The following is a 25,491-nucleotide window of genomic DNA, read 5'->3' as shown; positions in this document are numbered from 1 at the left end:
TCAGATCGGACGGACGTCGGCGAGCAGGGCGGTGGCCGGCGCGCACTGCGCGCAGGGAGTGAACCCGAGTTCGACGGCCTCGGCGACCGGCAGCTCCTCGGGCACCCGACCGGCGAGGTACGGGCAACTGGCGAGGTGGTAGCGGGGGTGACCGTCGACCACCTGGACAGCGTCGGGGAGTCGCGCCACCCGGGCCGCCTCGGCGGGGGTGACCGGCTGCTCGGCCGGCTCGTCGGCGCGGTAGGCGTCGTCGGTCGACGTCGCGGTCGCCGAGGCGGGGCTGACGGGCCGGACGGGAGAGGACGCACCGTCGGCCGCAGTCACGAACGGTGCCGCGTCGTCGAACGGCGGCACCTCGTCGGCACCGGGGTCGACCGGTGGCTCCGCCGCAGAGCCGACCGGCGGCTCCGCCGCAGAGCCGAACCGCGGCTCACGGTCGACCGGCGGCTCGGGTGGTTGCCGCCACCCGGTGCCGCCGGTGCCAACCGTCGTGGGTACGTGCTGGACCGGTATCTCCGGCTCGGCCGGCGGCGGCCCGTACGCGGAACCCGTGGCCTGGCCGGCCATGCGGGGAACGTCGGGCTGCCGCGGGCTGGTCCGGCCGGGATCCGCCGTCGCGCGGTTGGCGGCTGCCTGGCGGGCGCCTACCACCAACGCCACGGCGGCCAGCAGACTGGCCGCGATGGAAATGATCAACAGGAAGCTGGACCCACCGGCCAGGCCGAGCACCAGGAGGACCACCGCGACGAGGATGAGCAGGAGACTTGCGACTATCACGGCTCACCCCCGCCGCGTCGTACCGCCCAGACGGGGCCGGCGACCGTCACCATTGTCGGAGAGCGATCGCCGGCCGGTGCTCAGCGTCCGGCTTCGAGGGCGCCGGAGCGCCCGCCGCCGCCGTACGAACCGGCGAGGCCCGCAGCGGCCAGCCCGTTGCCGCCGGCGACCCGACCCGCCTCGGAGCGGGTCATCTCGGCTTCGAGGCCCTGGCCGCGACCGTCGAGGTCCCGCAGCTGGCTCTCCAGGTACGCCTTGAGCCGGGTGCGGTACTCACGCTCGAACTGCTTGAGCTCCTCGATGTGCTTCTGCAGGGCCGTGCGCTTGGCGTCCAGGCCGCCCATGGCCTCCTGGTGCCGCTGGCGGGCGTCCCGCTCGAGGGCGTCGGCCTTCGCGCGCGCCTCCCGGGTCACCTCCTCGGCCTTGCTGCGAGCCTCGGACAGCAGGCTGTCGGCCTCGCGGCGAGCGTCGGACACGTGGTCGTCGGCGGTGCGCTGGGCCATCATCAGCACGCGCAGGGCCTGCTGCTCGCCGTCACCGGTGACGCCCGCGGGGCCGCCGGTCGTGCGGACCTGCTCCAGCTCGGCCTGCATGGCGCGGGCGGCCTGCTCGGCCGCCGACTTGTCGCGCTGCACCCGGTCCAGCTGGGCCTTGACGTCGTTGAGCTCCGCCGCCAGTCGGGCGTCGCCGCCGGGGCCCGCGGGGGCGCCGCCACGGCCGCCGCGCTCCACCTGGGCGCGCAGCTCGTTGTTCTCCTCGATGAGGCGGGCGAGCTCGCGCTCGACCTCATCGAGGAAGGCGTCGACCTCTTCCTCGTCATACCCCCGCTTGCCGATCGGCGGCTTTTTGAAGGCGACGTTGTGGACGTCGGCCGGGGTCAGCGGCATCGAAACTCCTCGGGTCAGTTGCGGCCGCGAAAGCGCGTCGGTCATCAGGCAGATGCCCTGATCGACGGCCCTAACACGAACTCCATCAGCACGAACAGGATAACCAGGAGCACAAGGGAGGCCAGGTCGATGCTCACGGTACCAATTCGCAGCGGAGGGATCACACGCCTCAACGCGTTGAGAGGGGGATCAGTGACGCTCCACACGGATTCCAATCCTGCCGATGCTCCGCGCCCCGGTTGCCAGCGCCGGCCGTACTGCAGGACGGCGCTCAACACGAACCGGGACAGGAGAAGGAGCAGGAAGACATAAAGGATCAGGTACAGCACTTGCAGTAAGATCGACAACACGGTCAGCGACGTCCCTCGGGTCGGGCGGGGTCAACTCAGGCTGAAAAAACCGCCCTCAGCGATCTTGGCCTTGTCCTCAGCGGTGACCTGGACGTTGGCCGGTGAGAGCAGGAACACCCGATTGGTCACGCGCTCGATCGTACCGCGCAGACCGAACGCCAGACCGGCGGCGAAGTCCACCAGACGGCGGGCATCGGCCTCATCCATCTCGGTGAGATTGATGATCACCGGAACGCCGTCGCGGAAGTGCTCACCGATCGTGCGCGCCTCCCGGTAGGTGGTCGGATGCAGCGTGGTGATCTGGTAGCGCTGTTCCTCCTCGGGCAACGCCCGCTCACGTGCCGTGACCTGCGGCGCGAGGGCCAGGTTGTCACGGGTGTGGTAGGTCAACGCGCCCGAGGTCTCACCAGCTGACGACCGCGTGATCGACCGTACGCTGGACCGCTCGATCCGCTCCGGACGCTCACCGTCGCCACGGTCGGCCTCACCCAACCGCCCGCTCGCGCGCTCGGAGAGCCGCCCCCGCTCGCTGACCCGTGGCCGGGGAGCCGGCGGCTCCTCGGTGTCGTCCTCGTCCTCGTCGGCGAACTCCTCGGCGTATCGGCTCTGCCGGTAACGCGACTCGCGGTAGCCACCCTTGTCGTAGCCACCGTCGTCGTAGGCCCGCTCGTCGTCTTCCTCGACCAGACCGAGCCAGACCCCCGCCTTGCGCAGTGCACCCATCCCGCGCCCTTCCGTCCGCCGTGCGGCACGCGCCCCCGTGCCATGTCGCCCGTCGCGAGTGGACAACCATGCCCATCGGACCGAAACGGCAATCCCCCGGCGCGCGATTCGCGTCGCGCGCCGCGACCCCCGACCAGGGGACGCCATCTCTGAAACAACACTGATGTAATTTGCATGTCTCGCGGTCAGGCTACCGCAGCGTGGAACGCATTCCGAGCAACGCGCTACCGACGCGGACATGTGTCGCGCCATATCGGATCGCGATGTCGAAATCCCCGCTCATCCCCGCGGACAGCGCGGTCGCTCCCGGATGGACCCCCCGGAACACGTCGGCGACCTCGGCGAGACGGGCGAAGGCCCGCTCGGGTTCCCAACCCAGCGGAGCGACCGCCATGAGGCCGACGAGGCGCAGCCCGGGCGCTTCGGCAACCGCCTCGGCCACCGGTTCCAGCCCCGCGCCCGGATCGGCCGACCCGGGCAACGCCCCACCCCGGGCCGCGTCGCCGTCGATGCTCACCTGGACCAGGACGTCGAGCGGCTGCTCCCGCTGGGCGGACGCGGTGGCCAACGCCCGGGCCAGCCGGACACTGTCGACGGACTGCACCACATCGGCGTACCGGACCACCGAGCGGGCCTTGTTGCGCTGCAACTGACCGATGAAGTGCCACCGCGGACGCACCCCGGCCGCCGCCACCTCGGCGGCCTTACCGGCCGCCTCCTGGTCGCGGTTCTCCCCCATGTCGGTCACCCCGAGCCCGGCCAGCGCCACCACGTCGCTGGCCGGGTAGGTCTTCGTCACCGCGATCATCGTGACGTCGGCGCGGTCCCGGCCGGCCCGCGCGCAGGCGTCGGCGATCCGGGACCGCACCTGAGCCAGGCCGGCCGCGATCTCGGCGTGCCGTTCCGGCCGCGCCGTGGCTGAACTGTCGGTCATCGGCGGTGCTCAGGACCCGTTCTTGAGGAAGTCGGGCACGTCCACGTCGTCGAAGAGCACCCGCCGCGGCGACTGGGCCGGAGCCGGGTTGGTCGCCGGCGCCGGCACCGGGGTGCTCTGCGGCGCCGGTTGGTTGGTGTTGGTCTTCCGGGTCGGCTCGGCCGCCTTGTACGCGGGCGTGCCACCGTCGAAGCCCGCCGCGATGACAGTCACCCGTACCTCGTCACCGAGCGCGTCGTCGATGACCGCACCGAAGATGATGTTGGCGTCCGGGTGGGCCGCGTCGGTGACCAGCTGGGCAGCATCGTTGATCTCGAACAGGCCGAGGTCGGAACCACCGGCGATGGAGAGCAGCACGCCGCGCGCGCCGTCCATGCTCTGCTCCAGCAGCGGGCTGGAGATGGCCGCCTCGGCCGCCTCGACCGCGCGGTTCTCCCCGCGGGCGCTGCCGATGCCCATCAACGCGCTGCCGGCGCCGCTCATCACGCTCTTGACGTCGGCGAAGTCCAGGTTGATCAGACCGGGGGTGGTGATCAGGTCGGTGATGCCCTGCACACCGGAGAGCAGCACCTGGTCGGCGGTGCGGAACGCGTCCATCATGCTGATGTTGCGGTCACCCAGGGCCAGCAGCCGGTCGTTGGGGATCACGATAAGCGTGTCGCACTGGTTGCGGAGTTCGTCTATTCCCGACTCGGCCTGCACCTGGCGCCGCTTGCCCTCGAAGGAGAACGGGCGGGTCACCACACCGATGGTCAGCGCGCCGAGCTTGCGGGCGATGTTCGCCACGACGGGCGCGCCCCCGGTGCCGGTGCCGCCGCCCTCGCCGCAGGTCACGAAGACCATGTCGGCGCCCTTGAGCACCTCCTCGATCTCGTCGCGGTGGTCCTCGGCGGCGTTCTTGCCGACGTCCGGATTGGCCCCGGCCCCCAGGCCGCGGGTCAGCTCCCGGCCGACGTCGAGCTTGACGTCGGCGTCACTCATCAGCAGCGCCTGCGCATCGGTGTTGATCGCGATGAACTCGACGCCCTTGAGCCCAACCTCGATCATCCGGTTGACGGCGTTGACGCCGCCGCCCCCGATGCCGACGACCTTGATGACCGCCAGGTAGTTGTGCGGAGGTGTCATCTCCGGTCCTTTCCTTCGAGATTGGCTTCGGCCGACCGGGTACGGCGTGGCCAGACCAGCGGCCGACGACAGCTGTCACCAACGAGGATCAGGGGTGAACCCTCACCCTCTACTAGAGGCTTACAGTTATGTCAACCACTGAACCTCTTCGGGGCAACGTAAGCGCCACCACGCCATGAGCCAAGGACCCGCCCGGCGTGTCGCCGGCCGGAGCGCAACGGGTCACGACGTCACACGCCTCCCAGCTCATCGGAAGGTCACCACGTCCGGCGCGCTCACGTCGATCCGATCGGTGTCCTCGTCGAGCAGGGCGGTGGCCACCCGGGCCTTGTCCGTACCCCGTGTCGCGTCGCCCCAGACCACCGTCCGGTCCCCCTTCAGCCGCAGGGTGATCCGGGCCAGCCCCTCCACGTTCACGTCCACCACCTCGGCGCGGAGCTGCGGCGTCAACGCGACGAGCACCTCCAGCCCGGCGCGGGTGCCCGGGTCGTCGGCGGCCGGCCGGCCCACCGTCACCTGGGGCAACTCGGCCGGTCGTTGGTCCACCGTCCGGAACGCCACCCCGCTGCGGTCGATCAGGGCGAACCTCTCCCCCTGCGGCACCGCCGCCACCGGAGTCCGCTCGGTCACCCGCACCACCAGCGTGCCGGGCCAGTCCCGGGAAACGGTGGCCCGTTCCACCGGGGCCAACGCCCCGACCCGACGGGCGGCGGCGGCCAGGTCCACCCGGGCCAGCGGCACCCCGTCGGGCACCGCGACGGCGTCGCGCACCTGGACCGGGGTCACCAGGTCGGCGCCCTCCACCCGGACCTCCCGCACACCGAACAGCCCGGTGCCGAGCACCACCCACGCGACCAGCCCGGCCAACGCGAGCACCCCGGCGGCCACCGCCCAGGGCAGCGCGGCGCGCATACGGCGCTGCCGGGCCCGGGCCATGAACCGGCGGGTCGAGGGGGGAACCGCGTCCCGCCCGGCCCGGACCAGCTGCCAACGCCGGGCCGGACCACGGCGCGGGGCACCGCCGTCGCCGGCGCTGGTCCGCCCTCGGGCCGGGCCGGGACTCATCCGGCCGTGGACGCCGTGCCGCCGGGTGCGGCGGTGCCACCGAGGGCCGCCCCGTCGCCGCCGGCCGTCGCCCCGCCCGGCACCGGATCGCCGAGCACCCCGGCGGTGGCCACCGGGTCGACGGTCGCGGTCGGCGCGGCACCGGCTGCCCGCTCCCCCAGCGCGGCCAGCAACTCGTCACCCATCAGGGAGATCGGCGGGGCGCCCATGGTCACCACCACGTCCCCCGGGCGGGCCCGACGGGCCACCTCGACCGGCGCGGCCTCCCACGAGTCGACGAAGACCTTGCGGTCGGCGGGCAGGTCCACCGCCGCGATCAGCGCCGCCGAACCCTCACCGGGCTGGCGCAGCTCGCCCGGCCCGAAGACCTCCAACAGCACCACCTCGTCGGCGATGGCCAGCGCCTCCGCGATCTCCGCCTGGTTGTCGCGGGTGCGGTACAGCCGGTACGGCTGGAACACGACGATCAACCGCCCGTCCCCGGCCACCTCGCGCAGCGTCTGCAACGCCAGCGTCATCGACGTCGGGTGGTAGGCGTACTCGTCGTAGACCAGCACGCCGTCCGCGACACCCTTGCGCTCGAAGCGCCGTCGCACCCCGGGGAAGACCGCCAGCGCCGCCTCCGCCGCCTCCAGTGGCAACTCCAGCAGGTACGTGGCCAGCACCGCGGAAGCGCTGTTCAGCCCCATGTGCCGCCCCGGCACCGGCAGCCGGAACTCGCCCAGCGACCGGCCGTCGATGGCAGCCAGGTAGCGCACCCCGCGCGCCGACGAGGAGATCTCGGTCAGCCGCAGGTCGGCATCGGCTGCCTCGCCGTAGGTGTACACCCGCCGCCCCTCGGCGCGCAGGCTCTCGGCCAGCCGTCGACCGCCCGCGTCGTCGGCGCAGGTGATGATGAACCCGTCCGGGTCGGTGAGGCGGGCGAACTCCACGAACGCCGCCTCCAGCGTCGCGTAGTCGCCGTAGGTGTTGAGGTGGTCCGCCTCGACGTTGGTGATGATCGAGACGTACGGGCGGTAGATGAGGAACGAGCGGTCGCTCTCGTCCGCCTCGACCACGAAGTGCTCACCGGTGCCGTGGTGGGCACCCGAGCCGACCTCGGAGATCTCGCCACCGATCACGAAGGACGGGTCCACCCCGGCCTGCTGCAACACCATGGTCACCATCGACGTGGTGGTGGTCTTGCCGTGCGTGCCGGCCACCGCGATCGCCCGGCGGCCCGTCATCGCCGCGGCGAGGGCCTCGGAGCGGTGCAGCACCCGCAGGCCGCGCCGACGCGCCTCGACCAGCTCCAGGTGGTCCTGCGGGATGGCCGAGGAGTAGACGACGGTGTCGACCCCGTCGAGGTTGGTCGCCTCGTGGCTGAGGTAGATGGTGCCGCCGAGCGCCCGCAGCCCCGCCAGCGAGGGCCACTCCCGCAGATCGCTGCCGGAGACCCGGATGCCCCGGGTGAGCAGCAGCCGGGCCACGCCGAGCATGCCCACCCCACCGACACCGATCAGGTGGACGGCGCCCAGGTCCTCGGCGGTGAGCGTGCCGGCCGGAGTGAACTGCGCGGTCATCGGGCCACCGCCTGGAGGACGAAGGAGCGCAGCGCCTCGTCGCCGTCACGTCGCCCGTACCTCGCCGCGGCGGCGCCCATCGTGTGCAGCCGCTGCGGGTCGCGGATGAGCGGGATGACGGTGCGCTCCAGCCAGTCCGGGGTGAGTTCGGCGTCGTCGACCAGGATCCCGCCGCCGGCCTCCACCACGGGCAGGGCGTTGCGCCGCTGCTCCTGGTTGCTGTGCGGGTACGGCACGTAGATCGTCGGCTGCCCGATCGCGGAGACCTCGGCGACGGTCATCGCGCCGCCCCGGGCCAGCATCAGGTCGGCGGCGGCGTAGCCCAGCTCCATCTCGGACAGGTACGGCAGCGTCACGTACGGCACCGGCAGGTCGCTGGGGATCGGCACCGGCTCGTTGCGCGCGCCCATCACGTGCAGCACCTGCACGCCGTTGCGGGCCAACTCCTTGGCCGCGCCGGACACCGCCAGGTTGATCGAACGGGCACCCGACGAGCCGCCGGAGACGAAGAGCACCGGCAGGTCCGGGCGGAGTCCGAAGTGGGCGCGGGCGGCGTTGCGCAGCGCGTACCGGTCCAGTGCGGCGATGCTGCGGCGCAGCGGCACACCCACGATGGTGGCGTCGCGCAGGGACTCGGCCTGACTGGGCTGGTGCGGGAAGCCGACAGCGATGTTCTTGGTGAACTTCATGCCGAGCCGGTTGGCGACGCCCGGCGGCACGTTCACCTCGTGGATCACCATGGGCATCTCCCGACGCCACGCGGCCAGGTAGGCCGGCACCGAGACGTACCCGCCGAAGCCGACGACCACGTCGGCCTTCACCTCGTCGATCACCTTGCCCGCCGCGCGCGCGGCGGTCCACATCCGGCCCGGGGTACGGACCAGGTTCATGTTGACCGACCGGGGCAGCTGGTACGCCGGGATCGGCCGCAGGTCGTAGCCGGCCGGCGGGATCAAATCGTTCTCCATGCCACGTGGTGTGCCGAGGCAGGTGATCCGGACGCCCGGGTCGTGTCGGCGCAGGCAGTCGGCGAAGGCGAGCAGCGGGTAGACGTGCCCCCCGGTGCCACCTCCCGCGAGCACCACCGAACGCAGCGGACCCATCAGCGTCTCCTCTCGCTCGCCGTACCCTGACGGCTCCGGCCCTGCCGGACACCGCGCGGTGCGGCCTGGTCGTCCTTCCGCCGCTCCCGCGACCGGGGCACGGGCCCTCGGGCCGCCGGTGGCGTCGCCGGCCGGCGGCGCCGGCCGGGAAGCGGCGGCAACGGGGCCCAGAGTAGTCGGACCCACCGGGCCGGCGGACGGGCATGCAGTGCTCTGGCCGCATCGGGTTCGGCGCGGGCGAAGGACGCCAGCATGCCGATACCCGCCAACGTCACCACCAGGGCACTTCCGCCGTCGGAGATGAACGGCAGCGGCAGGCCGGTGATCGGCAGCAGCCCGACCACCCCACCGATGTTGATCACGGCCTGGCTGACCAGCCAGGTGGTCACGGCGGCGGCGGCGAGCCGGCGGAACGGGTCGTCGACCCGGCGGGCGATCCGCAACCCGGTGTACGCGAGGACGGCGAACAGGGCGAGCACCACCGCGCAGCCGATCACGCCCAACTCCTCGGCGATGATCGCGAAGATGAAGTCGTTGTGCGCCTCGGGCAGCCAGTCCCACTTCAGGCTGCCCTTGCCCAGCCCGACGCCGAACCAGCCGCCGTGCTCGATGGCCAGCCGTCCCTGGTAGAACTGGAGGCAGCCGTCGAGCTTGCAGGTCTCCGGGTCCGGCGGGTTGAAGAACATGGCCAGCCGGGCGAAGCGGTAGTTCTCCTCGCCGCGTTCGCCGGAGCCGGCCCCGAGCGAGGCCACCGCGACGAGCAGGCCGACGCCGAGCAGGCCGACGACCGTCAGCACGCCGAAGACCCGCATCCGGACACCGGCGGCCCAGAGCAGGCCCACCACCAGGGCCAGCAGGCAGAGCATCGTGCCCGTGTCGTTGTAGCCGACCAGGACGAAGAGCAGGCCCATCACCGGGAAGAGCGGGGTGGCCAACTCCCGCCACCACCCCAACGCGGCACCCTTGCGGGCGATCAGGTGCGCGCCCCAGAGCACCATCGCGAACTTGGCCAGCTCGGACGGCTGGAGCTGGATCCCGCCGACGAACAGCCAGTTCAGGCGCGCCTCGACCGGCCCGAACCCGGCTGACTTCTGGTGGGTGAGCCGGGCGTACGCGACCAGCAGGTTGAGCACCAGCAGCAGCACCACCGAGGTGAACAGCAGCGGCCGACCCAGTGAGCGGTAGGTGCTGGCGGGCAGGCGTTGGCAGGCCCAGAACGCCCCGATGCCGATCACCGCGAAGATGGCCTGCTTGGTCACCGAGGCCGAGGCGTCGCCGTCCTCGGCGTAGTCCTTCACGCTGGTCGCCGAGAAGACCATGGTCAGCCCGATCAGCAGCAGCAGGCCGGCGCAGGACAGCAGCAGATAGTAGGAGGCCAGCGGCCGGTCCAGCAGGCCGCGCAGGGCGGCGAGCCCGGCGGCCCCGTCCAGCCCGCGCAGCGGCGCCACCGGTTCCGGCTCGCGGCCCGCAGCGCCGGACTCCGGACCCGTTGTTGCCGCGCCGGGCCTGGGCTCACGCGGCGGCGAACCGGACTCCTTGCCGCCCGCCGCCGCGCCGGACCCCGTGCCGCCCGCCGCCGCGCCGGACCTCAGCCCTCGCGGCGCGCCGGGTTCCGCGCCACGCCGGTCGTCCGCGCGGCCCGGCGGAACGGTGCCCGCCGGGCCCGCTGACCGCCGCGGCCGGACGGCCGTCCTGTCGTCCCTGTCGTCGGTGCCTGGTTCCTCCCCCACCCCGACATCATCACCGCTAGCCACGCCCGGCGAGCCCACAACGAGACCCCCGGCGTGTCGGACCGCGCCGATCCGCACGAAGATCGGGGACGTTGCTGCCGCAGAGCGCGCCGAGACAGCAACGTCCCCGATGGTGCGCGGACCTTGGGCAGGGCGCAGCCCCGGGCGCCGGGGCGTCCGGGGCTGCTCCGGGAGTCGGGGCCGGGGGTGCGGGTCAGGTCATGTTGGCGAGGAACTCGCTGTAGAACAGGCCCAGGGCGATGGCCACGCCGATCCCGGCGATGATCCAGAAGCGCACCACGATGTTGACCTCGCTCCAGCCGGCCAACTCGAAGTGGTGTTGCAGGGGCGACATCCGGAACACCCGTTTACCGGTGGTCTTGAAGGAGATGATCTGGATCACCACGGACATCGTGATGATGACGAAGAGCCCACCGATGATCGGCAGCAGCAGGATGGTGCGGGTCGACATCGCCATGCCGGCGATCAGACCGCCCAGCCCCAACGCCCCGGTGTCACCCATGAAGATCCGTGCCGGGGACGTGTTCCACCAGAGGAAGCCCACACAGGCCCCGGCCGCCGCCCCGGCGATCAACGCGATCTCCAACGGGTCGCGAACCTCGTAGCAGTACGGCTGGGTGTAGTTCGGGTCGGCGCACCAGTGCCGGTACTGCCAGAACGCGATCAGCGCGTACGCGGCGAGCACCATCACCGAGGCACCGGTGGCCAGGCCGTCGAGACCGTCGGTGAGGTTGACGCCGTTCGTCGCGGCCATCACCACGAAGATGAAGATGATCACCGCACCGACCTTGCTGACCTCCAGGGCGTCGATGTCCCGGATGAAGCTCAGCGTGGTGCTGCCCACCGTCTCGGTGTTGGTGGCCAGGCCCGAGCCGTCGGTCATCGTGCTCGGGAACCACAGCGCGATCACGCCGAAGACCGCACCGACCAGGATCTGCCCGAGCAGCTTGCCGCGCTTGTTCAGGCCGGCGCTGTTGCGCTTGCGGACCTTGAGGAAGTCGTCGAGGAAACCCACCGCCCCGGAGAAGACCATCAGCCCCAGCAGCACCAGCGCCGTGATGGTCGGCTCCACCTGCGCGATCTGCTGGTCCGGCAGGGTGGTCAGGGCCAGGTGCCCGGCCACGTACGCGATCACGGTGGCCAGGATGAAGACCACGCCACCCATGGTGGGCGTGCCCTTCTTGCCCTGGTGCATGGCCGGACCGTCGGTGCGGATCGGCTGACCCGCCTTGAGCCGGGTGAACACCTTGATCGCGATCGGGGTGCAGAACAGCGACACGAGGAAGGCCACCCCGATGGCGACGATGACCGCCCTCATCGGCTCGACCCCTGACCGGCGTCGGCGCGCAGCGCGTCGGCCACCTCCCACGTCCGGTACCGGGAACCCTTGACCAGGACGACGTCACCCGGTCGTAGTTCACTCCGCAGCACCTCGACGGCCGCTGCCTGATCGGTGAGCAGCACCGACTCTCCTCCCCAGTTCCCTACCGCTGTCGCGCCCTCGTGGATCGGCGCGGCCGGCTCACCCACCACGAGCAGCCGGTCGACGCCCAACTCGGCCACCAGGTGGCCGACCTGGGCGTGGCCGTCGTACTCGAACGGGCCCAGCTCGGCCATGTATCCGAGCACCGCGACGGTACGCCGCCCCTGGCCGATGCTGGCCAGCGCCCGCACCGCCACCGCCATCGAGGCCGGGTTGGCGTTGTACGAGTCGTCGATGACGGTCACCCCGTCGGGACGGTCGAACACGTCCATCCGCCGGGTCGAGACCAGCCCCAGCTCACCGAGGGCCGTGGCCAGCTCGGCGAGCGGCATGCCCAGTTCCCGGGCCACCGCCGCCGCGGCGAGCGTGTTACCCACCTGGTGGTGGCCGGTCAACCCGAGCCGCACCGGCGCGCGCCCCTCCGGGGTGACCAGGGTGTACGACGGGTGTCCCCGCTCGTCCAGCGTCACGTCCTCGGCGCGTACGTCGGCGTCCGGTGCCTCGCCGTAGCGGACCACCCGGGCCCCGGTGCGGCTCGCCATCGCGGACACCCGGGGGTCGTCGGCGTTCAGGACGGCCAGCCCGTCCGCCGGCAGGGCCTCGACCAGCTCGCCCTTGGCCACGGCGATGTTGTCCTGCGAGCCGAACTCGCCGATGTGCGACGTGCCGACGTTGAGCACCACGGAGATCCGGGGCGGCACCAGTTCGCACAGGTACCGCACGTGCCCGATCCCGCGGGCGCCCTTCTCCATCACCAGGTAACGGGTGTCCGGCCCGGCCCGCAGCGCGGTGTGCGGGTGCCCCAGCTCGTTGTTGAACGAGCCGGGCGGTGCGACGGTGGCCCCGAGCCGGGCGGTCAGCTGGCCGATCAGGTCCTTCGTGGTGGTCTTGCCGGACGAGCCGGTCACACCGATCACGGTCAGGTCGGGGAGCCGGTCCACCGCGGCGCGGGCCAACCGACCCATCGCGGTCAGCGCGTCGTCGACGATCACCATCGGCACCCCGGGCACCTCCCGGCTGCCCAGCACCGCCACCGCGCCGGCCTCGACGGCCGTCGCCGCGTAGTCGTGCCCGTCGACCTTCTCGCCGGGGAAGGCCACGAAGAGCGACCCCGGGCCGACCTTGCGCGAGTCGAACTCGACGCTGCCCGTGACGGTGGCGGCCGGGTCGGCGGCGACGAGCCGCCCGTCGACGGCGGCGGCCACCTCGGCCAGGCTCAGCGCGATCATCGCTGACCCGCCAGGTCCCCGAAGCGGGCCCGCAGCGCGGCGGCCAACTCGACGCTGTCGTCGAACGGGAGCACCTCGCCCGCCACCTCCTGGCCCCGCTCGTGGCCCTTGCCGAGCAGCGCGATGACGTCACCCGGCTCGGCCAGTCGTACCGCCTCGTCGATCGCGGCGCGGCGACCCGCCACCTCCACGATCCGGGCGGCGGTGGCGGCCCGGTACGCCCCGGCGAGCACCTCGGCGCGGATCTCCGCCGGGTCCTCGGTACGCGGGTTGTCGTCGGTCACCAGCACCACGTCGGCTCCCTCCGCCACGGCGGCGCCCATCACCGGCCGCTTGCCCCGGTCCCGGTCCCCGCCGGCGCCGATCACGCAGATCAGCCGGCCGGCGCTCAGTTCCCGCAACGCGGCCAGCGCGGCCACGATCGCGTCCGACTTGTGCGCGTAGTCGACCACCCCGCGCACCGGTGCGGCGACGTCGACCAGCTCCAGCCGGCCGGGCACCCCACCGCAGGCGGCGACGCCGGTCGCCGCGATCGCCGGGTCCACCCCGGCGCCGACCAGCGCGGCGATGGCCAGCAGCGCGTTGGCCACGTTGTGACGGCCGGGCAACGCCACCCCGGCGGACAGGACCACGCCATCCGGGCCGTGGGCGGTGAACCGCTGGGCGTACCCCTCGCCGCTCACGTCGTCGGCCCACCAGCTCGCGGCCTGGTCACCGGCCGCCGAGTAGGTGACAGTGGCCGGCTTGTGCAACGGCTTGAGGGCACTGTCGTCGAGGTTGAGCACCTCGACCGCGCACCGCCCGTCGAAGAGCTGGGCCTTCGCGGCGAAGTAGTCGTCGCTGTCGGCGTGGAAGTCCAGGTGGTCGGAGCCGAAGTTGGTGTAGCCGCCGACGGTGAACCGGACCCCGCCCACCCGACCCATGGCCAGCGCGTGGCTGGAGACCTCCATGACCACGGCGGTCACCCCCCGTTCGCGGGCGGTGGCCAGCATGGCGTGCAGGTCGGTCGCCTCCGGGGTGGTGCGCACGCTGTCGATCACCAGGTCGCCGAGCCGGGTCTCCACGGTGCCGATCAGCCCGGTGGTGTGGCCGGCGGCCCGCAGCCCCGACTCGACCAGGTACGCGGTGGACGTCTTGCCGGCCGTGCCGGTCACCCCGATCACGGTCAGGTCGGCGGTCGGGTCGCCGTACACGGCCGACGCCAGCTCGCCGAGCACGGCGCGCGGGTCGGGCACGACCAGGACCGGCAGGCCGCTCCCGGCGGCCATCTGCGCACCCGCCGGGTCGGTCAGCAGGGCCACGGCGCCCGCTTCGGCGGCGCCGGTGACGAACTCCGCGCCGTGCCGACGGGCACCGGGCAGCGCCGCGTACAGGTCGCCGGGGCGGACCTCGCCGCTGGCGTGGGTGGCACCGGTGACGAGCACCGCGGCGGCGTCCGCCGGAAGGTCGACGGCGAGTCGGACGGCAAGATCACCGAGCCGGACTCCGGTCACGGTACGTGGACGTGGATTGCCGGGCACGGCGTCAGACCCTACCCGGTCGTCCGGTTCCGGCCGCACAGCCGCCCCGGTGGTTCGTCGGCACTCACCGATGATGTCCCGCCGCCGCTGCTCAGCGCGGATAGACCGTGAACTTGGGCGCGGATCCGCCGGCCGAGGGCGGCACCCGGTAGTGACGCAGCGTGAACTGCATCATGTCGCGGAACGCCGGGTTGGCGATCGCCGCTCCCCCGCCGTTGGGCGAGTACACGAAGACCGCGATGACGTAGCGGGGGTTCTCGGCGGGGGCCATACCGATGAAGGAGGACACCTTGTCGGTGTCTATCTTGCCGTTGACCAGCCGTGATCCGGTGCCGGTCTTGCCGGCGACCCGGTAGCCGGGAACCGCGGCGGTGACGCCGGTGGCGCCGTCGACGGTGGTGACCGCCTCCAGCATGGTGCGCAGGGCCGCCGCGTTCTGCGGGCTGAGCACCGACCGGGTCAGCGGCGCGGGCGCGGGGGTGCGCTTGCCGTCCGGGCCGATCACCTCCTTGACCAGGTGCGGCTGCACGTACGTGCCGTTGTTCGCGATGGCGGCGTACGCGGCGGCCATCTGCAACGGGGTGGCGTCGACGCTGTGCCCGATCGGCACCGACCCCTCCGACGAATCGCTCCACTCGTCGGCCGGCAGCAGCCGCCCGCTGGCCTCCCCCGGCATCCCCTCACCGGTGGGCTTACCCAGCCCGAACCGCTTCTGGTAGTCGATCAACCGGTCCCGGCCGAGCTTGTCGGCGATGGTGATCGTGCCGACGTTCGACGAGTAGGCGAGCATCCCCGGCACGCTCATCCGCTTGCCGTTGGCCGGATGGGTGTCGGAGAACCAGGTGTCGCCCTTCTTGATGCTGTTGGCGATGGGCAGCACGGTGTCCGGAGTGATGACGCCCTCCTGCAACGCCGCGCCGAAGGTGATCGCCTTGTGGATCGACCCGGGGTCGACGACGAAGCTGGTCGCCGCGTCCTCCCGGGCGACCGGGTCGCTCGGGAAGGGTCTCGCCGCGTTGTAGGTGGGATTGCTGGCCTGGGCCAGCACCGCGCCGGAAGGGATCTCGATGATCACGGCAGCGCCGGTGCCCCCCGGCGCCTTGGCCATGCCCGCACTGAGGATCTGCTGCGTCCGGAACTGCAGGTCGCGGTTGAGCGTGAGGGCGATCGAGCTGCCCGGCTTGGCGACCGTGGTCCGGCTGTAGCCGCCCGGAATCGGCGCGGCGAGATCGCCGAGGCCGGCCTCGTACACCCGCTTGCCGTCCTGTCCGGCGAGCACGTCGTCGTAGCGGGCCTCCAGCCCTTCCAGCCCGTCCATGTCCTGGCTGGTGAAGCCGATCAGGTTGGCCGCCAGGTCACCGCCGGGCACCTCACGGCGCTCGTCGCGGTGCACCCCGATGCCGGGCAGTTCCAACGCCTGCACCCGCTTGGCGGTCGGGATCTCCACCCCTCGCGCCAGATAGGCGAACGTGGACTCCTTGCCGTTCTCCAGCCGGCGAGGCTTCATCAGCTCGACGAGCTTCGACACCGGGATGGCGAGGAGCGGGGACAGCGCCTTGGCGACGGCGGTCGGGTCCTTCACCTCGGTCGGGTCGGCGTACACGTACCGCGCCTCGACGCTGCGGACCAGCGGCGCGCCGGTGCTGTCGTAGATCGCGCCCCGCGGGGCGGGCAGCTCGACGGTATGGAGCCGGTCGCTGACGCCACCGCCGGCGTACGCCGGCGCGTCGACCGCCTGGAGGAAGACCAGCCGGATTCCGATGGTGGCGAACAGGGTCAGGGCGAGCGCCGTGCCCAGCCGCAGCCGCAGCCGCGAGTCGGCCAGCTTCGGCGGACGCGGCGGCTTGCGGGACTGGCGACGGGCCACCGGGCGGTCGGCGCGGCGCGGCGCACGTGGCGTGGTCCGGCGGCGCGGCGCGGGCTCGTCGACACCCGGAGCACGGGGGGTACGCGGGGAGACGGTCCGCACGACGCCGCCGCGACCGGCGGCCGGGGCGTCGCGCCGGCCGGAACGGGCGGCGGCCCGGCCTCCGTCGAGCACCTGCAGGGCCGGCCGGAACGGGTCGCCGGAACGGGTGCTGCGCGGCGTACGACGCTGCTCGGCGCCCGTGCCGCGAGCCGGTGTGCCGCGCTCGTCGCGGACCGTGCGACCCCTCGGGGTGTACGCCCGCGCACCGGAGATTCCCCCGATGCCGGGCTCGCTGCCGCGCCCGTCGTCGGCGGCGTCACGCGAAGAACCGCGCCGGTCCCCCTTCGGGTCCCGGCGCGGCTCGTCCGACCTCGGCGGCACTGGTCAGCCTCCCGCACCCTGGCTGGTCACCGACGGCTGGCCGGTCGCCGGCTGCGGCACCTCCAGCGTCTTGCCGTCGGGGAGCCGGATGTAGCCCGGCTCGCCCGCGTCGACGAGGCCCAGCCGCCGCGCCTCGGCGGTCAGGTTGCCCGGTGCCTCGGCTTCGGCGATCTGCTTGTCCAGTTGCTGCTTCTCCAGGTCCAGTCGAGCCTGCTGCTGCTGCAGCCGCTCCAACCGGAACGCGTTCTCATTGATCTTGGTGTTGACCGCCAGGATGCCCAGCACCCCGCCGACCACCAGCACCACGATCAGCGCCGCGAACGGCGCACGCGGCACCGAGATCGGCGGCGGTGGTGCCACCCGCAGCCGGGGCGGGCGCGCGCTGGTGGCGGCACCGGCCTTCTCGACCGGCCGCAGCGCGGCGGTGCCCTGGGTGGGGAACTCGCGCGCCCCCCGGGCGCGAGTCTCCCCCTGCCGGTTCACTCGATCGATGCGTGGCGTACCGTTTCCCGGGCGCGGAGCCCGCTCCGCCGCGGTCCGGCCCCCCGACCGCGGTGCGCGCTGCTCGCCGCCGGTGACGCCCCGGCGGTCGCGCTTGTCAATGCTCATGTCCCTCCCCCTCAACGTCCGTCCCTCTACCGTCCCGGTGCCGCTGACCCCCCACGGGTCAGGCTGACCCCGTGCCCGGTTGGTGCATTCCCTTCACCCGTCGGCGAGACCGTTCGCGGTCGGTCCGCCCCTGCTCGGTCGCGTTCGGGTCGAGTCGTTCCGCGGCCCGCAGCCGCACCGAGGCGGCCCGCGGGTTCGCGGCGACCTCCGCCTCCCCGGGAAGTTCGGCGCCCCGGCTGAGCAGCCGGAACGTCGGACCCGACCCGGGAAGCTCGACCGGGAGGTCGACCGGGCCCTTGCTGCGGACCCGGTCCGCGAGCGCCGCCTTGGTGAGCCGGTCCTCCAGCGAGTGGTAGGACAGGACCACCATGCGACCGCCCACGGTCAGTGCGTCGAGCGCGGATGGCAACGCTGTCTCCAGCGCTGCCAACTCTCTGTTTACCTCGATCCGTAAAGCCTGAAACGTTCTCTTTGCCGGGTGCCCACCCGTTCGTCGGGCTGGTGCCGGAATCGACTCCCGGACCAGCTCCGCCAACCGCGCGGAGGAGGTGATCCGGCCCCGTTCCCGTTCCCGCAGGATCGCCGAGGCGATCCGGCCGGCGAACTTCTCCTCGCCGTAGACCCGCAGCACCCGAGCCAGGTCCGGATGCGCGTAGGTGTTGACCACCTCCTCGGCGGTCACCCCCCGGGTCTGGTCCATCCGCATGTCCAGGGGCGCGTCCTGGGCGTACGCGAACCCGCGGTCGGGCGCGTCCAACTGCAACGACGAGACACCCAGATCGAACAGGATCCCGTCGATACCCGGATAGCCCAGCCGGTCCAGCACATCCGGCAACTCGTCGTAGACGGCGTGCTCCAGGTGCACCCGATCGGCGAACCGCGCCAGTCGGACCCGCGCGTGGGCGAGCGCCTCGGTGTCCCGGTCGAGCCCGATCAGGACCGTCTCCGGGTGCGCCTCCAGCACCGCCTCCGCGTGCCCGGCCAGGCCGAGCGTCGCGTCGACGTGAACCGTCCGGCCGCCTCGACCCAGCGCGGGGGCCAGCAGCTCGAGACACCTCTCGAGCAGCACCGGCACGTGCGTGCCGCGCAACTCCCCCATGTTGACCCCCACTGGTTGAAACGTCCGTTCTTCTCGTGCGCCTGTCGTCGGACGGCGCTGCCGTCGTACCGCCAGATCCCCATCCGCTCCCGCCTGACACCGGACTCGCACCGATGACTGGATCGTGCGCCTGGCACCGGGGAAGGGATGCCAGGAACTCGAAAGCGGCTGGAGATCTCGCAGTACGTCGGGCGCCGTTCCGCCCTACAGACCGCCGGGCAGCACCCCCTCCTCGATGTCGGCGAAGTCGTCTTCGCTCTCGGCGAGGTAGGTCTCCCAGGCGACCTTGTCCCAGATCTCCACCCGCGTGCTCGCGCCGATCACCACCAACTCGCGGTCCAGAGCGGCGTACGCCCGGAGGTGAGCGGGGATGGTCACCCGACCCTGCTTGTCCGGAACCTCGTCGTGCGCGCTGGCGAAGAAGACCCGGCTGTAGGCCCGGGCCGCCTTATGTGTCATCGGCTGCGCGCGCAACTGCTCCGCGATTCGCTGGAACTCGGGGGTGGGGAAGACATAGAGGCAGCGCTCCTGCCCTTTGGTCACCACGACACCCCCCGCCAGCTCATCTCGAAACTTGGCCGGAAGGATCAGCCGGCCCTTTTCGTCCAGGCGTGGAGTGTGGGTGCCGAGAAACACGGCCCTACCCCCCCTTGCCCCTGAGCGGCGTTCGCGGCGCCGCTGACCCCCCGGGCCGGTGAGCCCTCCCGGCCTCACCATTGGTCCCCACTCTACTCCACTTCCCTCCACCCGCAACCAGATTCGCCCGCGTGGCGCGCCCGATCCGGCGGCAAAACCGCACGTCACAAGGGGTGGAGCGGAGTGGAGGGCGGCGGCGCCCCTCCGGCGTGGTCCGCTTTCCGACATAGATCGACTCCGTCCGGTGGAGTCCCGACCGGCCGCCCGCGCAGCCGCCACGGCCGAACGGTTCACCGTCGGCGGCGATCTGGAGAGGCGGGCGGTCCGGTAACCTCGCTCGCGTGACGGACGCGAAAATGCCCCTACGGGCCAAGGTGGCCAGCTCCGTGTCACGGACCGCCGCGGCGCTCTCCAGGGCGGCCGGCCGTGGCGACGGTTCGGTGATCGGTGGCTGGATCGGCCTGAAGATCGACCCGGACCTGCTGGCCCACCTGTCGGCCGGACGCGCGATCGCGCTCGTCTCCGGCACCAACGGCAAGACCACCACCACCCGGCTGACCTCCGCCGCGGTCGGCGTGCTCGGCCGGGTCGCCACCAACTCGTTCGGCGCCAACATGCCCACCGGGCACACCTCGGCACTGGCCAAGGCCGGCAGCACCCCGTACGCGGTGCTCGAGGTCGACGAGCACTACCTCGCCCAGGTGCTGGAGGCGACCGAGCCGCACGTGGTCGCGCTGCTCAACCTCTCCCGCGACCAGCTGGACCGCGCCAAGGAGGTCGCCATGATGGCGCAGCTCTGGCGCGCGGCCCTGGTCCGACACAGCGACGTCCGGGTGGTGGCCAACGCCGACGACCCGATGGTGGTCTGGGCGGCCACGCCGCCGGGCGACCCCTCCCGCGGCATCAAGCCGCCGCACGTGACCTGGTTCAGCGCCGGTCAGCGCTGGCACGACGACTCCTGGGTCTGCCCGGAGTGCGGCTCCACCATCGCCCGCTCCGGCGACCAGTGGTGGTGCACCGGCTGTCCGCTGCGCCGGCCGGAGCCGCAGTGGGTCGTCGAGGACGAGGGGGTCCTCGACCCCACCGGCGCCTGGCACAAGGTCTCCCTGCAACTGCCCGGGAAGGTCAACGTCGGCAACGCGGCGACCGCGTTGGCCGTGGCCGCCGAGTTCGGTGTCCGTCCGGTCGACGCGGTGTCCCGCCTCGGCATCGTCACCTCGGTCGCCGGTCGTTACGCACAGGTCGACAAGGACGGGCGCAACATCCGGCTGCTGCTGGCCAAGAACCCGGCCAGTTGGCTGGAGGCGTTCGACATGGCCGACAACGCGCCGACGCTGCTCTCCATCAACGCGCGCGACCCCGACGGCCTCGACACGTCCTGGCTCTTCGACGTCGACTTCGCCCCGCTCCGCGGCCGGCAGGTGTTGATCACCGGTGACCGGGCATACGACCTGGCGGTTCGGTTGGACGTCAACGACGTGCCCTTCCAGCACGTCCGCACGTTCGAGGACGCCATCCGGTCGGTCCCGCCCGGGCGGCTGGAGGTCATCGCGAACTACACCGCGTTCCAGGACATCCGAGCGGAGTTGGACCGTGTCATCTGAGAGCCTGCGCATCGTCTGGATCTACCCCGACCTGCTGTCCACCTACGGCGACCGGGGCAACGCCCTGATCCTCGCCCGCCGGGCCCGCCAACGGGGGATGCCGGTCGAGGTCGTGGAGGTGCGCTCCGACCAGAAACTGCCCTCGACCGCCGACATCTACCTGGTCGGCGGAGGCGAGGACGGCCCGCAGGCGTTGGGCGCGCAGCGGCTGATCGCCGACGGCGGTCTGCACCGGGCGGTCGCCCAGGGCTCGGTGGTGTTCGGCGTCTGCGCCGGCTACCAACTGCTCGGCACCTCCTTCTTCGCCAAGGGCGTGCAGTGCCGTGGGCTGGAGATGCTCGACCTGCAGTCCGACCGAGGCGAGAGCCGGGCCGTCGGTGAGCTGGCCGGCGAGATCGACCCTCGACTGGGCCTGCCCCCGCTGACCGGTTTCGAGAACCACGGCGGCCGCACCCACCTCGGCCCCGAGGTCTCCCCGCTGGCGCGGATCACCACCGGCATCGGCAACGACGGCACCACCGAGGGCGCGTGGCGCGGCAAGCTGCTGGGCACCTACTCGCACGGCCCGGCGCTCGCCCGCAACCCGGCCCTCGCCGACCTGCTGCTGCGCTGGGCCACCGGGGCGCACCAGCTCCCGCCGCTCGACGACACCTGGTCGGACCGGCTCCGCAACGAGCGCCGCTCCGCAGTGGCCGCCGCCCGGGCATGATCCGTGCCGTCCGACGGCTGCTCCGGCAGCCGTCGGCCGTCCGGTTCGCCCTGCTCGTGCTCCTGATCGGCGGTTGCGGGCTCCTGCTGCTCCTGGTGCCCCACCCGGATCCGGAGCACCTTCCGCTGCTGGCCGACAAGCTGGGCGACCTCGCCCCGGTCGCCGCGATCCTCGGCGGCGCGCTGCTGCTGGTCGCGCTGGTCCCCCGGACCTTCATCACGCTCGCCGCGGGCGCGATCTTCGGCCCGCTGGAAGGCGCCGCGTACGCCCTGGGCGCCGCCCTGGTGGCCGCGGCGATCGGGTTCACTGTCGGCCGGCTGCTCGGCCGGGAGTTCGTAGCCGAACGGGTCCGTGGTCGCCTGGCCCGCCTCGACGGCTGGTTCGCCCGGCAGAGCGTTTTCGGCGTGGTCACCGTCCGCCTGCTGCCGATCGCCGGCTTCGGTCTGGTCAGCTACGGGTACGGCACGACCGGCGCCCGCGTGCTGCCGTTCCTGGCGGGCAGCGTCCTCGCGTCCGCACCGACCGCGTTCGGCTACGCGGCGATCGGCGCCGCGGTCAGCTCCCCCGGTGAGATCAACTGGTACGCCGCAGCCCCGGCCAGCCTCGGCCTGATCGCCAGCGTGGTGCTCATCCACCAGTGGTGGCGCGCCGAACGCCGCCGCCGGCGGGTGCCGGTCTGACCATGCCGACTCGACCGACGACCCCGTCGAGGAACCGCTGACCGGCGGGACTGGCCGCCTGACCCGCCCCGCCCCGAGGCGGACGCCCCGGAGAGCGTGATGCCGCAGTGGAATCTAGATTCCACTGCGGCATCAGGCTCAGAACCGCCCCCGGCTCCGCAGACGTCGCGCTGCGTGCTGGCGGAGGGGGTCAGGCGACGACCGAGACCATCCGGCCCTTGACCACGATGACCTTGCGGGGCTCCCTGCCGCCCAGGGTCGCCGCCACCGCGTCCAGGGCAGCTGCCCGGACGGTCTCCTCGGACGCGTCGGCGGGGACCTCGATGCGGCCACGGACCTTACCGTTGACCTGCACCGGATAGGTCACCGTGTCGGCCACCAGCAGCGTCGGGTCGGCGGTCGGGAAGTCCGCGTACGTCAGCGAGGTGTCGTGACCCAGCTTGCGCCACAACTCCTCGGCCAGGTGCGGGGCGAACGGCGCCACCATCAGCACCAACGGCTCGGCCACCTCACGGGGCGTGGCCGACAGACCGGTCAGCCCGTTGGTCAGCTGGATCAGCTTGGCGATCGCGGTGTTGAACCGGATGCCGTCCATGTCGCCACGGACACCGTCGATCACCTTGTGCAGCAGCCGACGGGTCGCCTCGTCGGCCGGGTCCTCGGTGATCCGCGGCGCGCCGGTCTGCTCGTCGACGACGGCCCGCCACACCCGCTGCAGGAACCGGTACGACCCGACCACCGCCCGGGTCTCCCAGGGGCGGGACACCTCCAGCGGGCCCATCGACATCTCGTACACCCGGAAGGTGTCCGCGCCGTACGCGGCGCACATGTCGTCGGGGGTCACCACGTTCTTCAGTGACTTGCCCATCTTGCCGTACTCGCGGTTGACCACCAGGTCTTCCAGGTAGTACGCGCCGTCGCGCTCGACCACGTCCTCGGCCTGCACGTAGCTGCCGCGCGAGTCGGTGTACGCGTACGCCTGGATCATGCCCTGGTTGAACAGCTTGCGGAACGGCTCGAACGACGACACGTGGCCCAGGTCGAACAGCACCTTGTGCCAGAAACGCGCGTACAGCAGGTGCAGCACTGCGTGCTCGGCGCCACCGACGTACAGGTCGGTGCCACCGCAGTCGCCGTCGCCGCGCGGGCCCATCCAGTAGCGCTCGTTCTCGGCGTCGACGAACCGGTCGCTGTTGGTCGGGTCCAGGTAGCGCATCTCGTACCAGCAGGAGCCGGCCCACTGCGGCATCACGTTGGTCTCGCGGGTGTAGCGCTTCGGCCCGTCACCCAGGTCCAGCTCGACCTCGACCCAGTCCCGCCGCCGCGACAGCGGGGTCTCCGGGTTGCTGTTCGCGTCGTCGGCGGCGAACGTCTTCGGCGAGAAGTCGTCCACCTCCGGCAGCTCGACCGGCAGCATCTCCTCCGGCAGGGCGATGGCCGCGCCGGTCTCGTCGTAGACGATGGGGAACGGCTCGCCCCAGTAGCGCTGCCGGGAGAACAGCCAGTCGCGCAACCGGTAGGTGACCGCGCCGGTGCCGTGCCCGTTCGCCTCCAGCCAGGCGATGATCGCCACCTTGGCGTCGGCGACCCCCAGCCCGTTCAGGTCCAGGCCGCGCTCGGGCGCGGCGCTGTTGATCGCCGGACCGTCACCGGTGTACGCCTTGCCGTCGAAGCCCTCCGTCGGCTGCACGGTACGCACGATGGGCAGCTCGAAGACCTCGGCGAACGCCCAGTCCCGCTCGTCCTGGGCCGGCACCGCCATGATCGCGCCGGTGCCGTAGCCGGCCAGCACGTAGTCGGCCACGAAGATCGGGATCTGCCCGCCGGTGACCGGGTTGGTGGCGTACGCGCCGATGAAGACGCCGGTCTTCTCCTTGGTGTCGGACTGCCGCTCGACGTCGGTCTTGGCCGCCGCCGCCTTGCGGTACGCCTCGATGGCCGCCCGGGGGCTGGTGTGCCCGCCGGTCCAGGCGTCGCGCGTCCCGTCCGGCCAGGCGGCCGGCGCCAGCACGTCGACCAGCCCGTGCTCGGGCGCCAGCACCATGTAGGTGGCCCCGAAGACGGTGTCCGGGCGGGTCGTGAACACCCGGACGGGCGCGGCGGCGGTCGGGAAGTCGATGTGCGCGCCCTGGGAGCGGCCGATCCAGTTGCGCTGCATCAGCTTGATCGGCTCGGGCCAGTCCAGGGTGTCCAGGTCGTCCAGCAGCCGGTCACCGTACGCGGTGATGCGCATCATCCACTGCTTCAGGTTGCGCTTGAAGACCGGGAAGTTGCCCCGCTCGGACCGGCCGTCGGCGGTGACCTCCTCGTTGGCCAGCACGGTGCCCAGCCCCGGGCACCAGTTCACCGGGGCGTGCGACACGTACGCCAGGCGGTGGTCGTCGACGACCTGCCGGCGCTCGGCGACGCTCAGCTCGGCCCAGGCCCGGCCGTCCGGGGTGGGCCGGTTGCCACCCTCGAACTCGGCGATCAACTCGGCGATCGGCCGGGCCCGGCGGGCGTCGCCGTCATACCAGGAGTTGAAGATCTGCAGGAAGATCCACTGGGTCCAGCGGTAGAAGTCGGTGTCGATGGTCGCCACCGAACGGCGCTCGTCGTGCGCCAGGCCCAGTCGACGCAGCTGCGCCTTGTACCGCTCGATGTTCGCCACCGTGGTGGTCCGGGGGTGCGTGCCGGTCTGCACCGCGTACTGCTCGGCGGGCAGGCCGAACGCGTCGAAGCCCATCGCGTGCAGCACGTTGCGGCCGGCCATCCGCTGGTAGCGGGCGTAGCAGTCGGTGCCGATGTAGCCCAGCGGGTGACCGACGTGCAGGCCGGCGCCGGACGGGTACGGGAACATGTCCAGCACGTACAGCTTCTCCGCGCCGGCGCGCGGGTGGGTCGGATCGGCCAGCGGGCCGGTCGGGTTCGGCGCGTGGAACGTGCCCTCGCGCGCCCAGCTGTCCTGCCAACGGATCTCGATCTCGTTGGCCAGGGCCGCGGTGTACCGGAACGGGGGGATGTCGTCCGCCGGTGCGGCTGCCTCGCTCATCGTCTCTCCTCGCTTCGCTTCGCTTCGTCTCGGCGCCACCGGGCCGGGCCGGCGGCGGGCACAAAAAAGCCCCTCGCGCAGGAGGGGCCGCCGTGCTGTCGCTGCGTTCAGCGCATCAGCACGGCCCGATAAGAAGCAGGAAGACTCCGGCCATGTCCCGCAGTGTACCTCGCCGTCCGGCGCGACGGCGTGCCGCCGCCGGGCCGGAGGCGGGCTCCCGCCGCACGACGCCCTCCCGGGGTTCGTGGCGCCTGCCGACCGGTCGGTCCAGCGAGCGACCGGCCGGTTACCCGGTGGCGCAACGGCCACGCCTCCCCGGCTGGC

Annotated in this window: 20 protein-coding genes and 1 pseudogene; 3 read left to right on the top strand and 18 right to left on the bottom strand. The window is 72.3% G+C overall.

Annotated elements, in window-relative coordinates; genetic code table 11:
* The 17 genes and pseudogenes from GA0070612_RS14785 to mraZ form a co-directional block, all read right to left on the bottom strand.
* On the bottom strand, positions 1-777 hold the full coding sequence (locus tag GA0070612_RS14785; protein ID WP_088988418.1) for a hypothetical protein: 777 nt from the start codon (positions 775-777) through the stop codon (positions 1-3).
* A gap of 80 nt (positions 778-857) precedes the next feature.
* On the bottom strand, positions 858-1,664 hold the full coding sequence (locus tag GA0070612_RS14780; RefSeq protein ID WP_088988417.1) for a DivIVA domain-containing protein: 807 nt from the start codon (positions 1,662-1,664) through the stop codon (positions 858-860).
* 44 nt (positions 1,665-1,708) lie between these two features.
* Entirely contained in the window at positions 1,709-2,014 is a 306-nt protein-coding gene (locus GA0070612_RS14775; RefSeq protein ID WP_030334503.1) for a YggT family protein, read from the bottom strand.
* 30 nt (positions 2,015-2,044) lie between these two features.
* Positions 2,045-2,737: a cell division protein SepF gene (locus GA0070612_RS14770; protein ID WP_088988416.1), complete on the bottom strand. Its 693-nt coding sequence runs from the start codon at positions 2,735-2,737 to the stop codon at positions 2,045-2,047.
* A gap of 190 nt (positions 2,738-2,927) precedes the next feature.
* Complete coding sequence (locus GA0070612_RS14765; protein WP_088988415.1) at positions 2,928-3,671, bottom strand: YggS family pyridoxal phosphate-dependent enzyme; 744 nt, start codon at positions 3,669-3,671, stop codon at positions 2,928-2,930.
* 9 nt (positions 3,672-3,680) lie between these two features.
* Positions 3,681-4,796: a cell division protein FtsZ gene (ftsZ, locus tag GA0070612_RS14760; RefSeq protein ID WP_088988414.1), complete on the bottom strand. Its 1,116-nt coding sequence runs from the start codon at positions 4,794-4,796 to the stop codon at positions 3,681-3,683.
* A gap of 246 nt (positions 4,797-5,042) precedes the next feature.
* Positions 5,043-5,861 (bottom strand): cell division protein FtsQ/DivIB, encoded by an 819-nt coding sequence (locus GA0070612_RS14755; RefSeq protein ID WP_088988413.1) that lies wholly within the window; start codon positions 5,859-5,861, stop codon positions 5,043-5,045.
* Positions 5,858-7,423: a UDP-N-acetylmuramate--L-alanine ligase gene (gene murC, locus GA0070612_RS14750; protein ID WP_088988412.1), complete on the bottom strand. Its 1,566-nt coding sequence runs from the start codon at positions 7,421-7,423 to the stop codon at positions 5,858-5,860. Before murC ends, GA0070612_RS14755 begins: the two co-directional genes overlap by 4 nt.
* A complete protein-coding gene (gene murG, locus GA0070612_RS14745; protein WP_088988411.1) occupies positions 7,420-8,526 on the bottom strand; it encodes an undecaprenyldiphospho-muramoylpentapeptide beta-N-acetylglucosaminyltransferase in 1,107 nt (368 codons plus the stop codon). Before murG ends, murC begins: the two co-directional genes overlap by 4 nt.
* Positions 8,526-9,974: an FtsW/RodA/SpoVE family cell cycle protein gene (locus GA0070612_RS14740; protein WP_231924564.1), complete on the bottom strand. Its 1,449-nt coding sequence runs from the start codon at positions 9,972-9,974 to the stop codon at positions 8,526-8,528. The genes murG and GA0070612_RS14740 overlap by 1 nt, the downstream gene beginning before the upstream one ends.
* 496 nt (positions 9,975-10,470) lie before the next feature.
* Positions 10,471-11,595, bottom strand: coding sequence for a phospho-N-acetylmuramoyl-pentapeptide-transferase (mraY, locus tag GA0070612_RS14735; protein WP_088988410.1), 1,125 nt, complete (start codon positions 11,593-11,595; stop codon positions 10,471-10,473).
* Positions 11,592-12,989, bottom strand: coding sequence for a UDP-N-acetylmuramoyl-tripeptide--D-alanyl-D-alanine ligase (locus GA0070612_RS14730; protein WP_088988409.1), 1,398 nt, complete (start codon positions 12,987-12,989; stop codon positions 11,592-11,594). Before GA0070612_RS14730 ends, mraY begins: the two co-directional genes overlap by 4 nt.
* Entirely contained in the window at positions 12,986-14,548 is a 1,563-nt protein-coding gene (locus GA0070612_RS14725; protein ID WP_088988408.1) for a UDP-N-acetylmuramoyl-L-alanyl-D-glutamate--2,6-diaminopimelate ligase, read from the bottom strand. Before GA0070612_RS14725 ends, GA0070612_RS14730 begins: the two co-directional genes overlap by 4 nt.
* A gap of 52 nt (positions 14,549-14,600) precedes the next feature.
* Complete coding sequence (locus GA0070612_RS14720) at positions 14,601-16,799, bottom strand: peptidoglycan D,D-transpeptidase FtsI family protein (protein WP_088988407.1); 2,199 nt, start codon at positions 16,797-16,799, stop codon at positions 14,601-14,603.
* Between the two features lie 3 nt (positions 16,800-16,802).
* A complete protein-coding gene (locus GA0070612_RS14715; protein WP_088988406.1) occupies positions 16,803-17,408 on the bottom strand; it encodes a hypothetical protein in 606 nt (201 codons plus the stop codon).
* Positions 17,398-18,507: pseudogene (rsmH, locus tag GA0070612_RS14710) on the bottom strand (16S rRNA (cytosine(1402)-N(4))-methyltransferase RsmH). Before rsmH ends, GA0070612_RS14715 begins: the two are co-directional and overlap by 11 nt.
* A 204-nt stretch (positions 18,508-18,711) precedes the next feature.
* Positions 18,712-19,143 carry a division/cell wall cluster transcriptional repressor MraZ gene (gene mraZ, locus GA0070612_RS14705; protein ID WP_030488958.1) on the bottom strand — a complete coding sequence of 144 codons (432 nt, stop codon included), beginning with the start codon at positions 19,141-19,143 and terminating at the stop codon, positions 18,712-18,714.
* Between the two features lie 356 nt (positions 19,144-19,499).
* Here mraZ and GA0070612_RS14700 point away from each other — a divergent pair, with 356 nt between their 5' ends.
* Genes GA0070612_RS14700 through GA0070612_RS14690 form a run of 3 tightly spaced genes read left to right on the top strand, consistent with a single transcriptional unit; the run spans position 19,500 to position 22,136 of the window.
* The gene (locus GA0070612_RS14700) at positions 19,500-20,747 is read left to right on the top strand and encodes a MurT ligase domain-containing protein (protein ID WP_088988405.1); all 1,248 of its coding nucleotides are present in this window, start codon (positions 19,500-19,502) and stop codon (positions 20,745-20,747) included.
* Complete coding sequence (locus GA0070612_RS14695; protein ID WP_088988404.1) at positions 20,737-21,456, top strand: type 1 glutamine amidotransferase; 720 nt, start codon at positions 20,737-20,739, stop codon at positions 21,454-21,456. Before GA0070612_RS14700 ends, GA0070612_RS14695 begins: the two co-directional genes overlap by 11 nt.
* A complete protein-coding gene (locus GA0070612_RS14690) occupies positions 21,453-22,136 on the top strand; it encodes a TVP38/TMEM64 family protein (protein WP_088988403.1) in 684 nt (227 codons plus the stop codon). Before GA0070612_RS14695 ends, GA0070612_RS14690 begins: the two co-directional genes overlap by 4 nt.
* Positions 22,137-22,326: 190 nt before the next feature.
* Here GA0070612_RS14690 and leuS read toward each other — a convergent pair whose 3' ends face one another.
* A complete protein-coding gene (gene leuS / locus GA0070612_RS14685; RefSeq protein WP_088988402.1) occupies positions 22,327-25,167 on the bottom strand; it encodes a leucine--tRNA ligase in 2,841 nt (946 codons plus the stop codon).
* Between the last annotated feature and the right edge of the window lie 324 nt (positions 25,168-25,491).

It is taken from the genome of Micromonospora chokoriensis, assembly GCF_900091505.1.
In the GTDB taxonomy this organism is placed as follows: domain Bacteria; phylum Actinomycetota; class Actinomycetes; order Mycobacteriales; family Micromonosporaceae; genus Micromonospora; species Micromonospora chokoriensis.
Note: the sequence above shows the minus strand (reverse complement) of the source record. Positions and strands in the feature narration are given on the sequence as shown.